The organism is Pseudoalteromonas sp. L1 (assembly GCF_021728095.1).
Taxonomy (GTDB): Bacteria; Pseudomonadota; Gammaproteobacteria; order Enterobacterales; family Alteromonadaceae; genus Pseudoalteromonas.
The window spans coordinates 156,890-172,982 of the sequence record NZ_JAKKCT010000006.1 but is presented as its reverse complement, the minus strand read 5'-3'; the positions used below and the strand labels follow the sequence as shown (position 1 = coordinate 172,982).

Sequence of the window (16,093 nt, the reverse complement as noted above, 5' to 3'; positions counted from 1 at the left end):
CTAAGGATTCACTATGGCGCAAGCGCAATCTGGGATTTGTGCTGAAGCAAACTTACATGGTTTGCACCTGTTTTTTAACGTCTATGATGGCCACGATGAGTCATTACGAAAAAAACTAAAGCGTGTAAATGTAATACAAGACGAGTTTTCTGATCAGTTTTCTGAGGCTATGCTGTCTTGTGTTGTTGCTGTTGGGGCGCAATATTGGCCGCATATATTGCCTGAGTTTATTCCAAGTCAATTACAGAGCTTTCCTAATGTCACACACAGTGAACATGTTGTAAGCGCACAACCATTCGATTTATTTGTGCAAATCCGCTCTGACCGTGAAGACGTCAATCATTTATTTGCTCTGCAAATTTTAAAATTGTTTACACCGGATGTTGAACTGGTGGAGCAAGTTCGTAATTTTCGTTTTTTAGATGGGCGAGATTTTAATGGTTTTATCTACGCCGGCGACACGCCCCACGGAAGACAAAAACGCAGTACGGCACTAGTCAATAAACCAGGGCATTTTGAAGATCAAGGTAGTTATATTCATGTGCAGCGGTTTGTCCACGACCTAACGGTGTGGCAGTACTTGTCTTTATCAGAGCAAGAGCAAATAATGGGGCGTACTCGCCTTGATAATACCTTGGTTGTGCCGGCAATTGAAACGAGCCATGCAGTGAGGTCAGAGCTTAAAGATGAGCATGGTCAGCCATTATTACTTAATCAGAGTATGCCATTTGGCGACGTTCACAAACAGGGCATACTTATGGTGTCGTGTGCCGCGCAAGGTGACTCGTTTGAACATGTACTGAAAAGTCGTTTAGGGCAGGGCGAGCATTATGATCATTGGCTTGATTTCACACAAGCTGATATGGGATCGGCATTTTTCGCCCCGTCAGTGAATTTTCTAAAGCAACTTTAAACTGTATCGAATAAGGTGCGAACACGCTCAAGCGTAACGTCAATTTCAGAGACCTTTGCAGGGGCAATAAAAATAGTATCGTCACCTGCAATGGTTCCCAGCACACCGTCTGCTTTACCTAATGAATCAAGTAAACGTGCAATAAGCTGTGCAGCACCTGGACTAGTGCGAATGATGATCATCATTTCGTTATGCATAATGTCAATAACAAGCTGACGTAGTGGGCTTTTCGCTGTTGGTACGCCCATTTCAGCCGGTAAGCAATACACCATTTCTTGTTTTGCGTTACGAGTACGTACCGCACCAAATTTACTCAACATGCGCGAGACTTTACTCTGGCTGATATTATCGAAGCCTTGCTCTTTTAATGCATCTACAATTTCGCCTTGTGAGCCGAAGTTTTCTTCTTTTAATAACGATTTAAACGCTTTGATTAGTGCTTCTTGTTTATCTTGAGGTTGCATGCTGTCGTATCTTTATTCATAAAATGTGAGGTAATTCTACACAATTATGCATACTTATGCAGTATTTGTTTGAATTTGTCGGCCAAATGAAGACACTTTACAGCATAGTTTACAACTATGGTCGAAATTATATGCGAAATAAGCAGGATAAATTTGTTTTTAGTCGCTAATTTCATTATCTTTAGGGCCACAAGTATTTCCTACCTCAAATTACGGAGAATTCCAATGAAAGTTGCTGTTTTAGGCGCAGCTGGCGGTATCGGCCAAGCATTGTCTTTATTATTAAAAACAAGTTTACCTGCAGGTTCTGAATTATCGTTATACGATGTTGCCCCTGTTGTTCCTGGTGTAGCGGTTGATCTTTCTCACATCCCAACAGACGTTAAAGTTGAAGGCTTTGGTGCTGACAACCTAGACGATGCTTTAGTTGGTTGTGATATCGTTCTTATCCCAGCGGGTATGCCGCGTAAGCCGGGTATGGACCGTGCGGACCTTTTCAACGTAAACGCAGGTATCATCAAAACATTAGCTGAAGGCATCGTTAAAAACTGCCCTAAAGCGTTAGTAGGTATCATTACTAACCCAGTTAACGGTACTGTGCCAATCGTTGCTGAAGTATTCAAAAAAGCGGGTACTTACGATGCGAATCGTGTATTCGGTATCACAACACTTGACGTGATCCGTTCAGAAGCATTTGTTGCTGAGCTTAAAGGTTTAAGCGCTACAGACGTTAAAGTTCCAGTGATCGGTGGTCACTCAGGTACGACTATTCTTCCTCTTCTTTCTCAAGTGGAAGGTGTTACTTTCACCGACGAAGAAGTTGCAGCATTAACACCACGTATCCAAAATGCAGGTACTGAAGTTGTTAACGCTAAAGCGGGTGGCGGTTCAGCGACGCTTTCAATGGGTGCAGCTGCAGCTCGTTTTTGTATGTCTTTAGTTAAAGGCTTACAAGGTGAAGAAGTTGTTGATTACGCATACGTTGCAGTTGAGAACGGTGATGCAGCATACTTCGCACACCCAGTACGTTTAGGTAAAAACGGTGTTGAAGAAATCCTTTCTTACGGTGAGTTAAGTGCTTTTGAAGAGCAAGCTAAGAACGATATGTTAGCGACACTTAACAAAGACATTCAAGAAGGTGTTGATTTCATCAACGGTTAATACCCAGATGAAAATGGGGATATTCTCTAGTCGATGTCTTCAATAATAAAAAAGCCTGCAATTGCAGGCTTTTTTATGGCTCGAATAAATTAAGTTTAATGGTCCCGTGCAACGGCGATACGGGCTAAACTCTCAAGTGCTTGCTTGTACGGTGTATCTGGTAAAAAAGCAATACAAGCAATCGCTTTGTCGGCTTCTTGTTCTGCTTTTTGCATCGCAAACTCAAGGGCTTTAGTATCAGCTAATGCCGTTAGAATGCTCTCTAAGTGGTCCATACCATTACCAAGCTCAATGGCTTCGCGTACTAGCTTAACTTGCTCTGGTGTGCCTTTTTGCATTGCGTAGATTAGCGGTAGGGTAGGTTTACCTTCAGCTAAATCATCACCAATATTCTTACCAAGTTGCGTGGCATCTGCATTGTAATCAAGCACATCATCAACAAGCTGGAAGGCGGTGCCTAAATGCATGCCGTATAAGTTTAAGGCATCAAGGGTGTGTTGATCTTGCTCAGTGATAATGGCGGCTAAACCGGTAGCAGCCTCAAATAATTTGGCGGTTTTGCTGTAAATAACCTGCATATAGCTTTGTTCTGTGGTGTCAGGGTCATTACAGTTCATTAATTGTAGTACTTCGCCTTCTGCGATGACATTCGTTGCATCTGCAAGTGTTTGCATAATAGGCATTTTACCCAGCCCAACCATTAACTGGAATGAACGAGTATAGATAAAATCACCTACTAATACGCTGGCTGCATTACCAAACTCTGCATTAGCAGTGGGTGTTCCTCTGCGCAGGTTAGATTCATCTACAACATCATCATGTAGTAAGGTTGCGGTATGAATAAACTCTATGATGGTGGCAAGCGTAATGTGGTCTTTACCCTCATAACCAAGTGCTTTTGCCGCTAAAATAGCTAACATAGGGCGTACACGTTTGCCGCCGCTGTTTACTATATATAAGCCAAGCTGGTTTACCAATGCGACATCTGAGCGCATTTGGGCGTGTATTAGTTGATTGACGTCATTCATTTCACTTTCAATTAACGTCTGGATAGCTTTTATATCCATTGATCTCCGAGCCGATTTTTATGGGTATACGGGGCTGATTGTACATCAAAAATTGCGCTTGCTCGATATTTTGTGACGATTCACTAAAAAAACACCTTAAAGTTTTTTATTTAGGGCAAAATTTGTGGAGTTAAGTTTATCACCTTGTTTAATAAGTAATCGGTATTACTACCTCGGTGACTCGGTTTTGTGACTGAAATTTAATTGTCACAAGATCGTAAAAAGCGCTTGGCAAGAGGCGTTTTTAGGATAAAATAAGGGAAAATATTGAATTGCTCTCAATGCAGCTATTTTTTATTCATTTTATCGAAAAAGAGGCTTGCTAGTTTTTGCGCATTAGCGTAAACTTCGCGCCCTATTGAAGAATATTTTAGTTGCGTCGATTTGAGGGCGCACAGACGGAGTTAATTATGTACGCGGTTTTCCAAAGTGGTGGTAAACAGCACCGTGTGACTGAAGGTCAAACAATTCGTCTTGAGAAATTAGACGTTGAAACTGGTGCAGCAGTTGAATTTGATTCAGTACTTTTAGTTGCTGATGGTGAGAAAATCGAGATCGGTGTACCGTTCGTAAACGGTGGTAAAGTGACAGCTGAGGTTGTTTCACACGGTCGCGGTGAGAAAGTGAAGATTGTTAAATTTAGACGTCGTAAGCATTCTCGTAAGCAAATGGGCCATCGTCAATGGTTCACTGAAGTTAAAATCACTGGCATTAGCGCTTAATTTAGAGGTACTGAGAAATGGCACATAAAAAAGCAGCTGGTAGTACTCGTAACGGTCGCGATTCAGAAAGCAAACGCCTAGGTGTTAAGCGTTTTGGTGGCGAATCAGTTCTAGCGGGCAGCATCATTGTTCGTCAACGTGGTACTCGTTTCCACGCTGGCGCTAACGTAGGTATCGGTAAAGACCACACTATCTTCGCAAAAGCAGATGGTAAAGTTCAATTCGAACAGAAAGGTCCTTTAAACCGTAAATACGTAAATATCGTAGCTGAGTAATCATCTCGATATTTGAAAAACCCCGCCTTTGCGGGGTTTTTTGTTTTAAGGTACTCGATTATATAGCTAAGCATCTTCGGCACTGTACGAAGATGCTTAGCTATATAATTAGGTGTATAATAGAGTTATTAATAAGCCAATCTTAAAGTGAGTAATCATGAAGTTTGTAGATGAAGTAGAAATTCGTTGTGACGCGGGTGATGGCGGCAGCGGTGTCGTATCTTTCCGACGTGAAAAATATGTGCCGGATGGCGGTCCTGACGGCGGTGATGGCGGCGATGGTGGCAGTGTCTATCTACAAGCTGATGAAAACTTAAACACACTTATTGACTATCAATTTGAGCGTTTTCATAAAGCAGAGCGTGGCACAAATGGTCAAAGCCGTAATATGACGGGTAAAAAAGGTGCAGACCTTGTGTTAAAAGTACCTGTTGGCACACGTATTACGGATGTTGATACTGAAGAGTCATTAGGTGATCTTACTCAACACGGTCAAAAAACGGTTGTTGCTAAAGGTGGTTTCCATGGCTTAGGGAATGCACGCTTTAAATCGAGCACAAACCGTGCCCCTCGTCAAAAAACACTGGGGACACCAGGTGAGGTTCGTAGTTTACGTTTAGAGCTAATGCTACTTGCAGATGTTGGTTTACTGGGTTTGCCAAATGCAGGCAAGTCAACGTTCATTCGCAGCGTATCAGCAGCCAAACCGAAAGTGGCAGATTATCCGTTTACTACATTGGTACCAAACCTAGGTGTGGTTCGTCCTGATGCTAATAAGTCATTCGTGATTGCTGATATCCCAGGCTTAATTGAAGGCGCATCAGACGGTGCAGGTTTAGGAATTCGTTTCTTAAAGCATCTAGAGCGTTGTCGCGTACTTTTACATATTATTGATGTGATGCCTGTTGACGGTTCAAACCCTGTCGATAATGCCTTTGCTATCATTAATGAGCTACACCAATACAGCCCTAAGCTTGCTGAGAAACCTCGCTGGTTAGTATTTAATAAGATTGATCTACTACCAGAAGATGAAGCTGAGGCTTTATGTAAGCAAATTGCTGAGGAGATAGGCGAAGAGACAAACGTGTATCAAATTTCAGCAGCAAATAAGCAAAATACGCAAGCCTTGTGTCATGACATTATGGCGCTATTGGATAGCATGCCAAAAGAAAAGTTTGCTGAAGAAGAAAAAGAAGAAGTTGAATTTAAGTGGGATACTTATCATCAAAAAGCAACATCGAAAGATGATGACGATTGGGATGATTGGGACGAAGATGACTACGACGTTGAAGTCATTTACGAACGTTAAAATTTTAAATAAAAAAGGAGCTTTTGCTCCTTTTTTGTTGTTAGGAAAAAAGTATTAGGATTTAATGTGAAAATTTCAATGATTGCTGCAATGGCAAATAACCGTATTATTGGCCAAGATAATCAAATGCCATGGCATTTACCTGCTGACTTACAACACTTTAAGCAAGTAACAATGGCTAAACCTGTCATTATGGGCCGTAAAACATTTGAATCTATTGGCCGACCTTTACCTGGGCGTCAAAATATTATTATTAGCCGTAATGCAGAATATAAAGCTGAAGGCATTGAGGTTGTGACTTCGCCTGAAGCGGCGCTAGCCCTTGTAAAAGAAGAAGATGAAGTGATGATCATCGGTGGTGGAAACATCTATCAGCAGTTTCTTGCTCAAGCTGAACGTCTATATTTAACCTTTATCGACTTAGATGTAGAAGGGGATACACAGTTCCCAGATTACAAAAATGTTGCAGATTGGACAATTGTAGAGCAAGAGCAGAAGCAACCAGATAACAAAAACCCTTACTCATATACCTTTGTTACTTTGTATAAAAATTCGTAACATTATTGCGATGAATCAGATTGATTGGTACAATAATAGTCAATCTTGGTAAGTAAAAAGTATTACATAAGGGCAAAATATGATAAAGCTACCAAATATGTTACTAGCTGCGGCAGTTGTTTCGGCTTCAGTTGCGTACACCGCACCCGTTAAAGCTAATGATCAACTAGCTGTTTCTATTTGTGAGTATATTGCTGCGGACGACAAAAGTCGTTTACGTGGTAAATTAAAAAGTTCACGTATTAAAATTCGTAACATCATTGATTCTGTAAAGTGTAATGGTAACAATATGCTTCGCCACGCGATTGAGAGCGGTGCAAATGATACCGGCGAATACATTGTTAAAAACCTTTCTAAAAGCTCTTTAGAAGACGGTGCAGACCTTGCTTGGGCTGAATCTAATCATAGTGGCTCGCCTCTTATCGCAGTTATTAAAGAGCGCGCAGGACTTTAATTCCAAAAGTCATAAAAGCGTTTGAAAAGCCGCACATGTTGCGGTTTTTTTGTGCCTGAGTGATACCAATCCGTAATACTACTTAATCATTTTGAGGGATTAAACATGCGCTACCTGCGTTAAAAATTTCTGATTTACGACTGTGTGGATGCAGGAGGTAGAGCAATGCAGGAGCAATTGCCGAGAACAACGAAATAACGAAATTTTTGCTTGTTACCAATGAGGTTTTATTGCCTCAAAATAGGCCAGTTAATTAAGCTAATTGGTATGGTTGCTGTTCGCGAGACATTTATCAAATACTCCTGATTTTATTTATAAAAAAACCGTGTTTGCTATGGCAAACACGGTTTTTAGTAGTCTAAATTGTCAGTAGCCGTCTACACTTTAAACGCATCAACTGATAAGCGAAGCTCCTCGGCAAGCTTAGCGACTTCAGAGCTTGAGATGTTGGTCTGGTTAGCTCCTTCTGCCGTTTGCTCTGCGATTGCAACGATTGACTCTAATCGTTCACTAATTTCTTGTGATACTTGCTGTTGCTCGTGTGCCGCTGTCGATATTTCCTCACTTACGTTATGTGCTTGTGCAACGGCTGCAGTGATTGAATCAAGAGCTGTATTGGCCTGATCTGATTGCTCAACACATGATTCAGCTTGTTGCTTACCTTTCGACATAGCCGATACAGCAGCTTCAGCGCCAACCTGAAGCGATTCAATCATAGCTTGAATCTCTTGCGTAGACTCTTGTGTTTTACTTGCTAGAGAGCGTACTTCGTCTGCTACAACCGCAAAGCCTCGGCCTTGCTCACCAGCACGTGCTGCCTCAATAGCGGCATTCAGTGCAAGCAGGTTAGTTTGTTCTGCAATACCACGAATTACATCTAAGATACCGCCAATTGACGCGCTGTCTTTATGAAGCTTATTGATAACTTGCGATGCATCATCTACCTCACGAGCAAGCTGTTCAATAGTTGCCTTGTTTTGCGATGAGATACCTTTAACACGCTCTGCTTCTTTATCTGCGTTTTTAATTTCACTCAATGCCTGCTGTGCACTGCTGCTTACAGCTTGTGAGGTGCTGCTCATTTCAGTGGTTGCGGTGGCAGCTTGTTCAACCTGAGCTTGTTGGTTACGGATAGCTTGGCTAGATTCTTCAGTGATGGCTGAAGTCTCTTCAGATGCCGCCGCAAGCTGAGTTGAACGAGAGATAATGCCTTGGATAAGTGTACGCAAGCTTTCGATTAGTGTATTGCAGCTTCGCGATAACTCACCAAACTCATCTTTGGCAGTATCATCTAAACGTTGTGTCATATCGCCACTTGCAACAATATCGAGTACTCGGTTTACTTCAGCAAGTGGCTTAGTGATACGACTAACGGTAATCGCTGCAACAGCAATGGCAAGTAAAGTTGCGATAACCATGGCAATCCAAGTCCAAATAGTTGCTGTAGATACATTGCCACTTACATCTTGTTGTAAGTCGAAAGCAAGCACGGTCGATTGATCTACGAGCTCTTTAAGTTGCTTTAGAGCTTCTGCCGTCGACTTTTCTGCATTTGCCAGCTCAGCTTGAGTTTGTGCAATAGCATCAATCAAACGCTTTTTATTTGCAGATAAGCTATTATTACCTTTTACATTTTTAGCCAGTGCTTCGTAGTAGCCGTTCAGATCATTAAATAAACCCGCATTGCTATCAATAATAGCAGGGCGGATTAAACCTAAACTACGCTCAACTTCTTCAAGGTAGTATGTTTGCTCATTTTTTATGATATCGAGGGTGTTGTGGGTTTTAACCGTTAGCATATCGGTACTATTTGTTACCACAGACTGAAAATTATTCTCCATGCTATTGGCTGCTTGATAAGCGCGTGAGTTGTTCTCTTCAAGTCCATCGATGTCAATAATATCAAGCACGACTGAGTTGGCGTCTTCAGCACTGAGCTCAATCTCTTCTAATTGAGTGCGAAGTGTCTTATTAAGTTCTAATTGGGTTTTCTTATCGGCAAATAAGTTATCTACAGATTTAACAAAGCGTTTGTAGGTTTGCTCAACTTGCTGACTACTTTGCTTAAGTTCAGGATCGTTGCTAACAACATCTTGTAGGTCTTGGTATGAGCTATCGTAGCGTTTTTTCTGCTCATTAAAGCTTTTTCGTAAGCCTGCAAGCTCATCTTGAGAGGTTGAATAAAAGCTCGCTTGAGCTGATTTACTCATTAAAATGAACTCGACCTGTAATTCATAACTTTTGTCTAGAGCAGGCAACGATAGTTGGTTCACTCGCTGTGTTGATTGATCAATACTGGTAATTCTGATCAATGAGTTACCACCAATAAATAGCAGGAGTAACGTAATGACAATGAAGCCACCCCAAATACGCTGTCTAACGGTCAAGTTCATAAATAATTCCACAAAAGAGTACTAATCCAAACTTATCGGCAGGGTTGCCAATAAGTTAAGTATTTAAATTTAATTAGCTTTAATTTAAATTTACTTTAATTGTTATAAATCTAACAGATGTTCAGCTAATTTTCAGTTTATTTTAGATGAAAGAGTGGGAACTTTCGATAAAATGCTTCTTTTGTGCGAGTTCCATAAGTGTCATGCTCCCACCCCAAACACAACCTGTGTCAAGTCCATGCACATTTTCTTTATTGGTTTTCCCTTCAAGGGCAGCCCAGTGACCAAAAACAAGGTGTTGTTTTAATTGTGAAATATTAGGGTGCTCAAACCAAGGTATTATTGAGCTATTGTCACTAACACTGGTTTTGTTATTTAACTCAAGCTTGCCATCACTATCGACAAAGCGCATACGTGTAAAGTAGTTAACAATATAGCGAAACTTGGCTTCTTTACTCAAAGTCGATTGCCACTCAGTGGGGTGTGGTTCGTACATGTGAGTGAAGTAATGGATAGCATCAGGTCCTTGATAGCAAGTCTGTGCAAATTGTGCCCGCTTTAGCGCTTTTTTAATGGACCAGTTTGGATTTAAGCCAGCATGGCTGATAAAAGTGTCGTGATGTGCAAGCCAAATTGCAAGAGGTTGATGCTGAAGAAACTTGATATAGTCAGCACGTTTAGGGCTGTCAAAAACAGGGCCGAGTTTATCTTTTGGGTTTGCCAGCTTGTTTAAATAATGGCAGGCAATAAGATGTAGGTCATGATTACCTAAACTGATACTGACACTGCCTTGCATATTATAAAGCCGTTCAAGGCAAGCTAAAGAGTCAGGGCCTCTGGCGACAATATCACCGACTAAGTAAAGGTGATCTTGACTTGGATTAAAGTTAACACGCTCGAGAAGCCTGTTAAATTCAAAATAGCAGCCTTGTAGATCACCAATTGCGTAGTCGGCCATTGTTACTTAATGCAGAATATTAGGGCGAGCTAGACGAAATACGTCAATGGGGGCTTCAAATTCAGTGCCGAATTCATTGCGCATCGTATAATAGCCTTGCATCGTGCCAACAGGTGTATCGAGCACAGCACCACTGGTGTATTTGTAACTTTCTCCAGGGGCAATGGTTGGAGTTTCACCAACAACACCTTCGCCCTGTACTTCAACTTCTTTGCCATTAGCATCCGTTATTAACCAATAACGACTCAATAGCTTAGCACTGCACAGACTGTGGTTTTTAATAGTGATAGAGTAGGCAAAAACGTATTTATCCTGTTCAGGTTCTGATTGCCCTTCAACATAAAAGGTCTCCACAGAGACTTTTATAGGTGAACCCAGATTACTGCTTGTTGTCATAAATCCAATTAGCTATATCAATAAATTGTTGTAAAGACAGGCTTTCTGCACGAAGCGTGATATCAATGCCAATACTTGTGAGCTCTTCAGCTGTAAGTAGGTTTGATAAACTGTTACGTAATGTTTTACGGCGTTGATTAAATGCTTCTAAACAGACTGTATTTAATAGTTTGGTACTTTTTGCACTACGTTGCTCAGGCTTTTTAGGGATTAAACGGATGACCGCTGAGTCAACTTTAGGCGCAGGTTTAAAGCACTCTGGCGGAACATCAATCACTGGCATTGCGTGGCAATAGTACTGGGTCATCACACTTAAACGACCAAATGCTTTGCTACCAGGGCCTGCTACCATGCGCTTCACCACTTCTTTTTGTAGCATGAAGTGCATATGTTCAACATTGTCTGCAAATTCAAATAGATGAAAGAGTAGCGGCGTTGAGACGTTATAAGGCAAGTTACCAAAAATTTTTAGCTTTTCATCTGCTTTTATCAAAGAGCTAAAGTCGAACTTCATCGCATCACCTTGATGCACAGTTAACTTAGGTCCTAAAAAAGGGTGACTGGTTAAACGCTCGGCTAGATCTTTATCTAGTTCAACAACAGTTAAATGGCCGCTTAGCTCAGCCACAGGCTCAGTAATAGCCCCAAGGCCTGGGCCGATTTCTACTAAATTGTCTTCAGGTTTAGGATCAATAGCCGTGACTATTTTGTCGATGATCATGTCATCATTTAAAAAGTTTTGACCAAAACGCTTACGGGCGCGATGTCCTAAATGTACTTTATCTGTCATTGATTTTGTGCTTTTTCATGGGCGAGCTTAATCGCTTCGCGGATTGCTAATTCAAAACTACCCACATCAGCTGTACCAGTTCCAGCGAGATCGAGAGCTGTACCATGATCGACTGATGTGCGAATAAATGGCAATCCAAGGGTGATGTTAACTGAATTGCCGAAACCTTTGTATTTTAGCACAGGTAATCCCTGATCGTGATACATTGCGAGTACCGCGTCTGCCTGAGATAAATATTTATCTTGGAAAAGGGTATCGGCGGGTAATGGCCCTATTAAGTTCATACCTTGATTATTTAAAAGCTCAAGTGTTGGTGTTATCGTTTCGATTTCTTCACGGCCTAGGTGGCCATCTTCACCTGCATGCGGGTTTAAACCGCACACTAAGATACGTGGCTTTTCGATTCCAAATTTGGTTTGTAAATCATGGTTTAAAATTGTGGCAACCTTGCTCAGACGTTCTACTGTAATTGCTCGCGATACATAAGCCAGTGGTATATGCGTGGTAACAAGCGCAACACGTAAGCCCTCAGTGGCTAATAGCATAACAACATCGGCGGTATTTGATTGCTGAGCAAAGTACTCAGTGTGACCACTAAATGAGATACCCGCTTTATTGATAATACCTTTATGCACGGGGCCAGTGACTACAGCAGCAAAGGTGCCATCCATGTTTTTTTCGCTGGCTATACGTAACGTGTCTAAGACATACTGTCCGTTGGCATCATTTAACACGCCAACTTCAACCTCTGCACCAAGATCAACTTGATGTAAATAAACACTCCCTGCAGGAGCCGTTGTTGGCGCTTGATTTTCATCAAACTTAATTAGGTCGATTGATAATCCTAGTTGCTTAGCGCGCTCTTTTAAAAGCGCGCCGTCAGCGATCACAACCAGTTGAGCATCCCATTGATGTTGAGCTAGTTTTATAAGTAAATCTGGGCCTATGCCAGCAGGCTCACCAGGGGTTATTGCTACTCTAATTGTCATGACGTTTATTCTGCCGGAAAGATATCAACATGGGCTTGTTCACGCATTTCTTGCTGCCAGTTGAAGCTTTCTTCTTTAAATTTACGGTTAAACAGTAATTGGTGAGCACGGTTACGTTTTGCCAGCTCTGTTTTGTCTGCTACGCGTTTGCCCAAAAGTTGTACAATGTGCCAACCGAACTGTGTTCTAAATGGTTCACTGATTTCATCTTTTTCTAATGAAAGAAGTGTATTTTTAAACTCAGGTACATAGGTACTTGGATCAGTCCAGTCGTACTCGCCACCTTTTAATGCTGAACCAGGGTCTTCAGAGTATTCTTTTGCTAGCTCTGCAAAGTCAGCTTTGCCTTCACGTAGCTCTTTTGCAAAGCCTTTTAGCATATCACGGGCTTTCTCTTCACTTAAGATGATTGAAGGCTTGATAAGAATATGGCGAGAGCGTACTTCTGTTGTTTCAACAACTTGGCGTCCACGTACGTCTTGAACTTTAATAATATGAAAGCCTGCGCCTGAACGAAGTGGGCCAACAATATCGTCTTTTTTATGGCCTTTTACTGCCTCAGCAAAAAGAGAGGGCATTTCATTGATGCTCATCCAGCCTAGTTGACCACCTTCAAGTGCTTTTGAGCCACTTGATGATGAAATTGCAATACGCTTGAATTCTTTACCATCTTCTAAGAACTCGATGACTTTATCAGCACGAGTTTTTGCGCTCGCAATTTCATCAGGTGTTGCATCACTTGGGATATCAATCAAGATGTGACCGATGTCATACTCTTCGGCATTTTTACCCTGAGTTTCCATGATTTTTAAAAGGTTATCGATTTCTTGTGGGCTAATATAAATTCGGCGATCTACATTGGCACGCATCACTTGCTGGGTTGTTATTTCTTTACGGATTTCTTCGCGATAAGCAGGGAAACTTTCACCTGACGCTTCTATCGTGCGACGTAAATCAGCGATGCTGCCGCCTTGCTCACGCGCCATGTTTTCAAGAGTTTGATCAAGTTGTGAATCAGAAATCTCAAGACCCATACGCTCGGCAAGTTGCATCATAAGCGCTTGGTTTACTAAACGCTCAATTGCTTGAATACGCAAGGTGTCATCAGAAGGAAGCTCTTGGCCTTGTTCTGCTGCTTGCGCTTTAACACGGTTAATAATCGTGTCGACTTCACTTTGTAAAATTACGCCTTGGTTAACCACGCCAACTACTTTGTCAATTTCGACAGGCTTGGCGAAAACACTTTGGCATAGGCCAACTGTTAATAATGCAGATGCAAATAATTTTTTAAAATTCATATTTTTTCTAATACTCTTGCTAATAGTACTGCGGTACTAGTTATTAAGAAAATACGGTCTACGATAGCCAAAAATACCTTGTTGTAATAATTTTTGCGCATCATAACGGCTTTTACTTCCAAGCCCTTTTAATACAATATTAAAACCAATACTGGTATCAAAAGTAGCTTGTTCTTGGCCTATCGCTTGATTCAAATCAGTTTCGATTTGGCGACGGCCTGTAATTTGAAACGCCCAACAGCACGATTCATACTGAAGACCGGTGAAAACTTCAATACTACGACCACTTTCTAAATCGCGGTGGTAGCTACCAACAAATTGCCAATCTTTTGTTAGTGGAATACTCGTAAATAAACCAACTTGTTCGATTGTATTGCCTGAGACATCATTTGCATAGCGATGGTTCAATTGTACAAGCTGTTTATCATCACCTTTATAATCTAATGTGACATTAGATTGGATGATTTCTTTACCGTCGGTGTCATATTGAATACCACCAGACAAATACCAGCGACGGTGCCAATGTAACATGGTTTGCGCTGCAAACAAGGCATTGTAATTGGTATCTGTGCCTAATCCTTGAGATGTTGGTTTTGCTTCGTCGCTTAAATAGAATATTTGACCCGCACTAAAATTAAAGACTTCTTCATTATCGCTACTAAATAAACGCGTTGTTGCACCGAGTGTAAATTGGTTCGCTGTTGCAATGCGATCGATACCTGAAAAGCGGCGATCTCGAAACAAACCAAAAAAGTCGTCTTGTAATTTAGTGGTATCGTACAGGCCAATATTTGATTGGTCTTTATTTGGTGTATACAAATATTGGATCTGTGGCTCTAGAGTTTGTATACCGTCTTTAAAGAAAAAAGCGGTTTCACGTTCAAAGTTTAGTTGGCTGTATAAGCGAACTTTTGGCAGGGTACGCGTGACTTTTTCATCAAAATTAGTACCGCTCAAATCACCATGCTGATTATATTCTGTATGCAGTAAACTGACCTCAGATAAAAACGACCACGCATATTCTTGATAACCTAAGCTTGCTTTTGGCTCAATGTGAAGACGGCTTGCTTCATCAATCACAGCATTATCATTGGTGAAATAGCTTAATTCGCCATCAAGGGTCAAATCGACACCATAAAAATCGTAGGCATCAGTTTGCGAGAAACTGATTTGTGGTAAGGCGGCGTATGAATCTTTATGATCTCCCAATACCTCAAAGCTTTGTAATTTGATATTGGTGCGCCACGTTTCTCCTAAATGCGTCAAAGAACCTGTGCGGTAAAGCTGAGTATCTGTGCGCGTTGCATAGCTTGAATTTAAATCTGTTAGGTAATTATCATCACTGACGTTAGTTACATCGATTGCACCACGCCAATTTTCGCCAAAGTAGCTTTGCTGTTGCCAGTGGAATAAATAACGTGAGTCAACATTCGGCTCTTCGTCATCTTTATCTAAGTATTCGACGGCAACTAAGCCATTGTTATGTTCAGTCAGATAGCGGAACTCACCAATCATCTGTAAACCACGTTTAGACATATAACGTGGGGTAATAGTCGCATCGTAATTTGGCGCTATATTCCAGTAATAAGGGGTGATGGTTTCAATACCGTAACGGCCTGAGCTTGAGAAGTTTGGTGTGAGTAAACCTGACTTACGGCGATCATCTAACGGGAACGTAAAATACGGTAAGTATAAAACGGGCGTATCAAACACACGCAGAACTGTATTATGGGTTTCGCCCCAGCCATCATCACTTGATAGATCAATTTTATCAGCTTCGATTGTCCACACGGGTGTTTCACCAGGGCAGGTAGTAAAGCTTGCGTTCATCAGGTTTAGGCCAGACTGGTTAACCGTTAGTTTTTCTGCACCACCATGACCAAGTTGGTCGGTGAGCTTATAGTCTGCACCCAGTAAGCTTAACTCTGAATTATTTAAATCAGCATTGAGCCCCGAGCTGTTAATTTGGCTTACCTTATCGCGATAGACGATAGGCCCAGTTGCATTAAGTAGACCACGTTGTTTGTCAATCAGTGCACTTTGTGCGGACAAATTCATCGTTAGGGTGTTAATATCTACGTTGCCGGTAAATTCTGCGCTTTGGGTGCCCAATAGTTCAATATCATCAGATTTGATATCGATCATATTAAGTTCAAGGCCTGGGAGCGGTTGCCAAGCTCTGGTTTGCATTGAAGTGCCACAAAAATTGTGTGTCAGTTCAGTTTCGGCGAACGATGGTGCGCTAAGTACGCTTAGCATCATTATGCCCCAGGTTTTGCTCATTTAATGACCTTAATGCTCTTTGGTTGGATATAAGCTAGACATAATAAAGGAAAACAATGGCAA

Annotated in this window: 16 protein-coding genes; 7 read left to right on the top strand and 9 right to left on the bottom strand. The window is 41.4% G+C overall.

The window, feature by feature from the left end; translation table 11 throughout:
* Positions 1–13 precede the first annotated feature (13 nt).
* Positions 14–913, top strand: coding sequence for a Dyp-type peroxidase (locus L3V38_RS17555; RefSeq protein WP_130150725.1), 900 nt, complete (start codon positions 14–16; stop codon positions 911–913).
* On the opposite strand, the gene argR is transcribed toward L3V38_RS17555, so the two are convergent.
* On the bottom strand, positions 910–1,377 hold the full coding sequence (gene argR / locus L3V38_RS17550; RefSeq protein ID WP_062570079.1) for a transcriptional regulator ArgR: 468 nt from the start codon (positions 1,375–1,377) through the stop codon (positions 910–912). The genes L3V38_RS17555 and argR overlap by 4 nt on opposite strands.
* Before the next feature lie 225 nt (positions 1,378–1,602).
* On the opposite strand from argR, the gene mdh reads away from it, so the two are divergent.
* Positions 1,603–2,538, top strand: coding sequence for a malate dehydrogenase (mdh, locus tag L3V38_RS17545; RefSeq protein ID WP_130150726.1), 936 nt, complete (start codon positions 1,603–1,605; stop codon positions 2,536–2,538).
* A 95-nt stretch (positions 2,539–2,633) separates the two neighbouring features.
* Here the strand turns inward: mdh and ispB are convergent, their stop codons facing one another.
* Positions 2,634–3,605, bottom strand: a complete 972-nt coding sequence (gene ispB, locus L3V38_RS17540) for an octaprenyl diphosphate synthase (protein ID WP_237120162.1) — start codon at positions 3,603–3,605, stop codon at positions 2,634–2,636.
* Positions 3,606–4,015: 410 nt separating this feature from the next.
* Here ispB and rplU point away from each other — a divergent pair, with 410 nt between their 5' ends.
* The 5 genes from rplU (at position 4,016) to L3V38_RS17515 (ending at position 6,923) form a co-directional block, all read left to right on the top strand.
* Positions 4,016–4,327, top strand: coding sequence for a 50S ribosomal protein L21 (gene rplU, locus L3V38_RS17535; RefSeq protein ID WP_036965957.1), 312 nt, complete (start codon positions 4,016–4,018; stop codon positions 4,325–4,327).
* A gap of 17 nt (positions 4,328–4,344) precedes the next feature.
* Positions 4,345–4,602, top strand: a complete 258-nt coding sequence (gene rpmA, locus L3V38_RS17530; protein WP_054551015.1) for a 50S ribosomal protein L27 — start codon at positions 4,345–4,347, stop codon at positions 4,600–4,602.
* Between the two features lie 157 nt (positions 4,603–4,759).
* Positions 4,760–5,911: an Obg family GTPase CgtA gene (cgtA, locus tag L3V38_RS17525; RefSeq protein ID WP_130150728.1), complete on the top strand. Its 1,152-nt coding sequence runs from the start codon at positions 4,760–4,762 to the stop codon at positions 5,909–5,911.
* A gap of 66 nt (positions 5,912–5,977) precedes the next feature.
* Positions 5,978–6,469: a type 3 dihydrofolate reductase gene (gene folA, locus L3V38_RS17520; RefSeq protein WP_237120161.1), complete on the top strand. Its 492-nt coding sequence runs from the start codon at positions 5,978–5,980 to the stop codon at positions 6,467–6,469.
* A gap of 79 nt (positions 6,470–6,548) precedes the next feature.
* Positions 6,549–6,923 carry a DUF3718 domain-containing protein gene (locus tag L3V38_RS17515; RefSeq protein WP_062570084.1) on the top strand — a complete coding sequence of 125 codons (375 nt, stop codon included), beginning with the start codon at positions 6,549–6,551 and terminating at the stop codon, positions 6,921–6,923.
* A 377-nt stretch (positions 6,924–7,300) separates the two neighbouring features.
* Here the strand turns inward: L3V38_RS17515 and L3V38_RS17510 are convergent, their stop codons facing one another.
* From L3V38_RS17510 to lptD, 7 genes are all read right to left on the bottom strand, one after another.
* Positions 7,301–9,316, bottom strand: coding sequence for a methyl-accepting chemotaxis protein (locus L3V38_RS17510; RefSeq protein WP_237120160.1), 2,016 nt, complete (start codon positions 9,314–9,316; stop codon positions 7,301–7,303).
* 142 nt (positions 9,317–9,458) lie between these two features.
* Positions 9,459–10,274 carry a symmetrical bis(5'-nucleosyl)-tetraphosphatase gene (locus L3V38_RS17505; RefSeq protein WP_237120159.1) on the bottom strand — a complete coding sequence of 272 codons (816 nt, stop codon included), beginning with the start codon at positions 10,272–10,274 and terminating at the stop codon, positions 9,459–9,461.
* Between the two features lie 6 nt (positions 10,275–10,280).
* Positions 10,281–10,670 (bottom strand): Co2+/Mg2+ efflux protein ApaG, encoded by a 390-nt coding sequence (gene apaG, locus L3V38_RS17500; protein WP_036965974.1) that lies wholly within the window; start codon positions 10,668–10,670, stop codon positions 10,281–10,283.
* Entirely contained in the window at positions 10,654–11,460 is an 807-nt protein-coding gene (gene rsmA / locus L3V38_RS17495; protein WP_130150731.1) for a 16S rRNA (adenine(1518)-N(6)/adenine(1519)-N(6))-dimethyltransferase RsmA, read from the bottom strand. Before rsmA ends, apaG begins: the two co-directional genes overlap by 17 nt.
* Positions 11,457–12,449 (bottom strand): 4-hydroxythreonine-4-phosphate dehydrogenase PdxA, encoded by a 993-nt coding sequence (gene pdxA / locus L3V38_RS17490; protein WP_130150732.1) that lies wholly within the window; start codon positions 12,447–12,449, stop codon positions 11,457–11,459. Before pdxA ends, rsmA begins: the two co-directional genes overlap by 4 nt.
* A gap of 5 nt (positions 12,450–12,454) precedes the next feature.
* Complete coding sequence (gene surA / locus L3V38_RS17485) at positions 12,455–13,747, bottom strand: peptidylprolyl isomerase SurA (RefSeq protein ID WP_062570089.1); 1,293 nt, start codon at positions 13,745–13,747, stop codon at positions 12,455–12,457.
* A gap of 36 nt (positions 13,748–13,783) precedes the next feature.
* Positions 13,784–16,030 carry an LPS assembly protein LptD gene (gene lptD / locus L3V38_RS17480; RefSeq protein ID WP_237120158.1) on the bottom strand — a complete coding sequence of 749 codons (2,247 nt, stop codon included), beginning with the start codon at positions 16,028–16,030 and terminating at the stop codon, positions 13,784–13,786.
* Positions 16,031–16,093: the final 63 nt, after the last annotated feature.

What these genes read in the sequence shown, in the direction of transcription:
- cgtA (WP_130150728.1), top strand. Translation starts at nt 4,760, where the DNA reads ATGAAGTTTGTAGATGAAGTAGAAATTCGTTGTGACGCGGGTGATGGC.
- rplU (WP_036965957.1), top strand. Translation starts at nt 4,016, where the DNA reads ATGTACGCGGTTTTCCAAAGTGGTGGTAAACAGCACCGTGTGACTGAA.
- ispB (WP_237120162.1), bottom strand. Translation starts at nt 3,605, where the DNA reads ATGGATATAAAAGCTATCCAGACGTTAATTGAAAGTGAAATGAATGAC.
- rpmA (WP_054551015.1), top strand. Translation starts at nt 4,345, where the DNA reads ATGGCACATAAAAAAGCAGCTGGTAGTACTCGTAACGGTCGCGATTCA.
- L3V38_RS17510 (WP_237120160.1), bottom strand. Translation starts at nt 9,316, where the DNA reads ATGAACTTGACCGTTAGACAGCGTATTTGGGGTGGCTTCATTGTCATT.
- surA (WP_062570089.1), bottom strand. Translation starts at nt 13,747, where the DNA reads ATGAATTTTAAAAAATTATTTGCATCTGCATTATTAACAGTTGGCCTA.
- lptD (WP_237120158.1), bottom strand. Translation starts at nt 16,030, where the DNA reads ATGAGCAAAACCTGGGGCATAATGATGCTAAGCGTACTTAGCGCACCA.
- pdxA (WP_130150732.1), bottom strand. Translation starts at nt 12,449, where the DNA reads ATGACAATTAGAGTAGCAATAACCCCTGGTGAGCCTGCTGGCATAGGC.
- L3V38_RS17555 (WP_130150725.1), top strand. Translation starts at nt 14, where the DNA reads ATGGCGCAAGCGCAATCTGGGATTTGTGCTGAAGCAAACTTACATGGT.
- L3V38_RS17515 (WP_062570084.1), top strand. Translation starts at nt 6,549, where the DNA reads ATGATAAAGCTACCAAATATGTTACTAGCTGCGGCAGTTGTTTCGGCT.
- mdh (WP_130150726.1), top strand. Translation starts at nt 1,603, where the DNA reads ATGAAAGTTGCTGTTTTAGGCGCAGCTGGCGGTATCGGCCAAGCATTG.
- apaG (WP_036965974.1), bottom strand. Translation starts at nt 10,670, where the DNA reads ATGACAACAAGCAGTAATCTGGGTTCACCTATAAAAGTCTCTGTGGAG.
- rsmA (WP_130150731.1), bottom strand. Translation starts at nt 11,460, where the DNA reads ATGACAGATAAAGTACATTTAGGACATCGCGCCCGTAAGCGTTTTGGT.
- argR (WP_062570079.1), bottom strand. Translation starts at nt 1,377, where the DNA reads ATGCAACCTCAAGATAAACAAGAAGCACTAATCAAAGCGTTTAAATCG.
- L3V38_RS17505 (WP_237120159.1), bottom strand. Translation starts at nt 10,274, where the DNA reads ATGGCCGACTACGCAATTGGTGATCTACAAGGCTGCTATTTTGAATTT.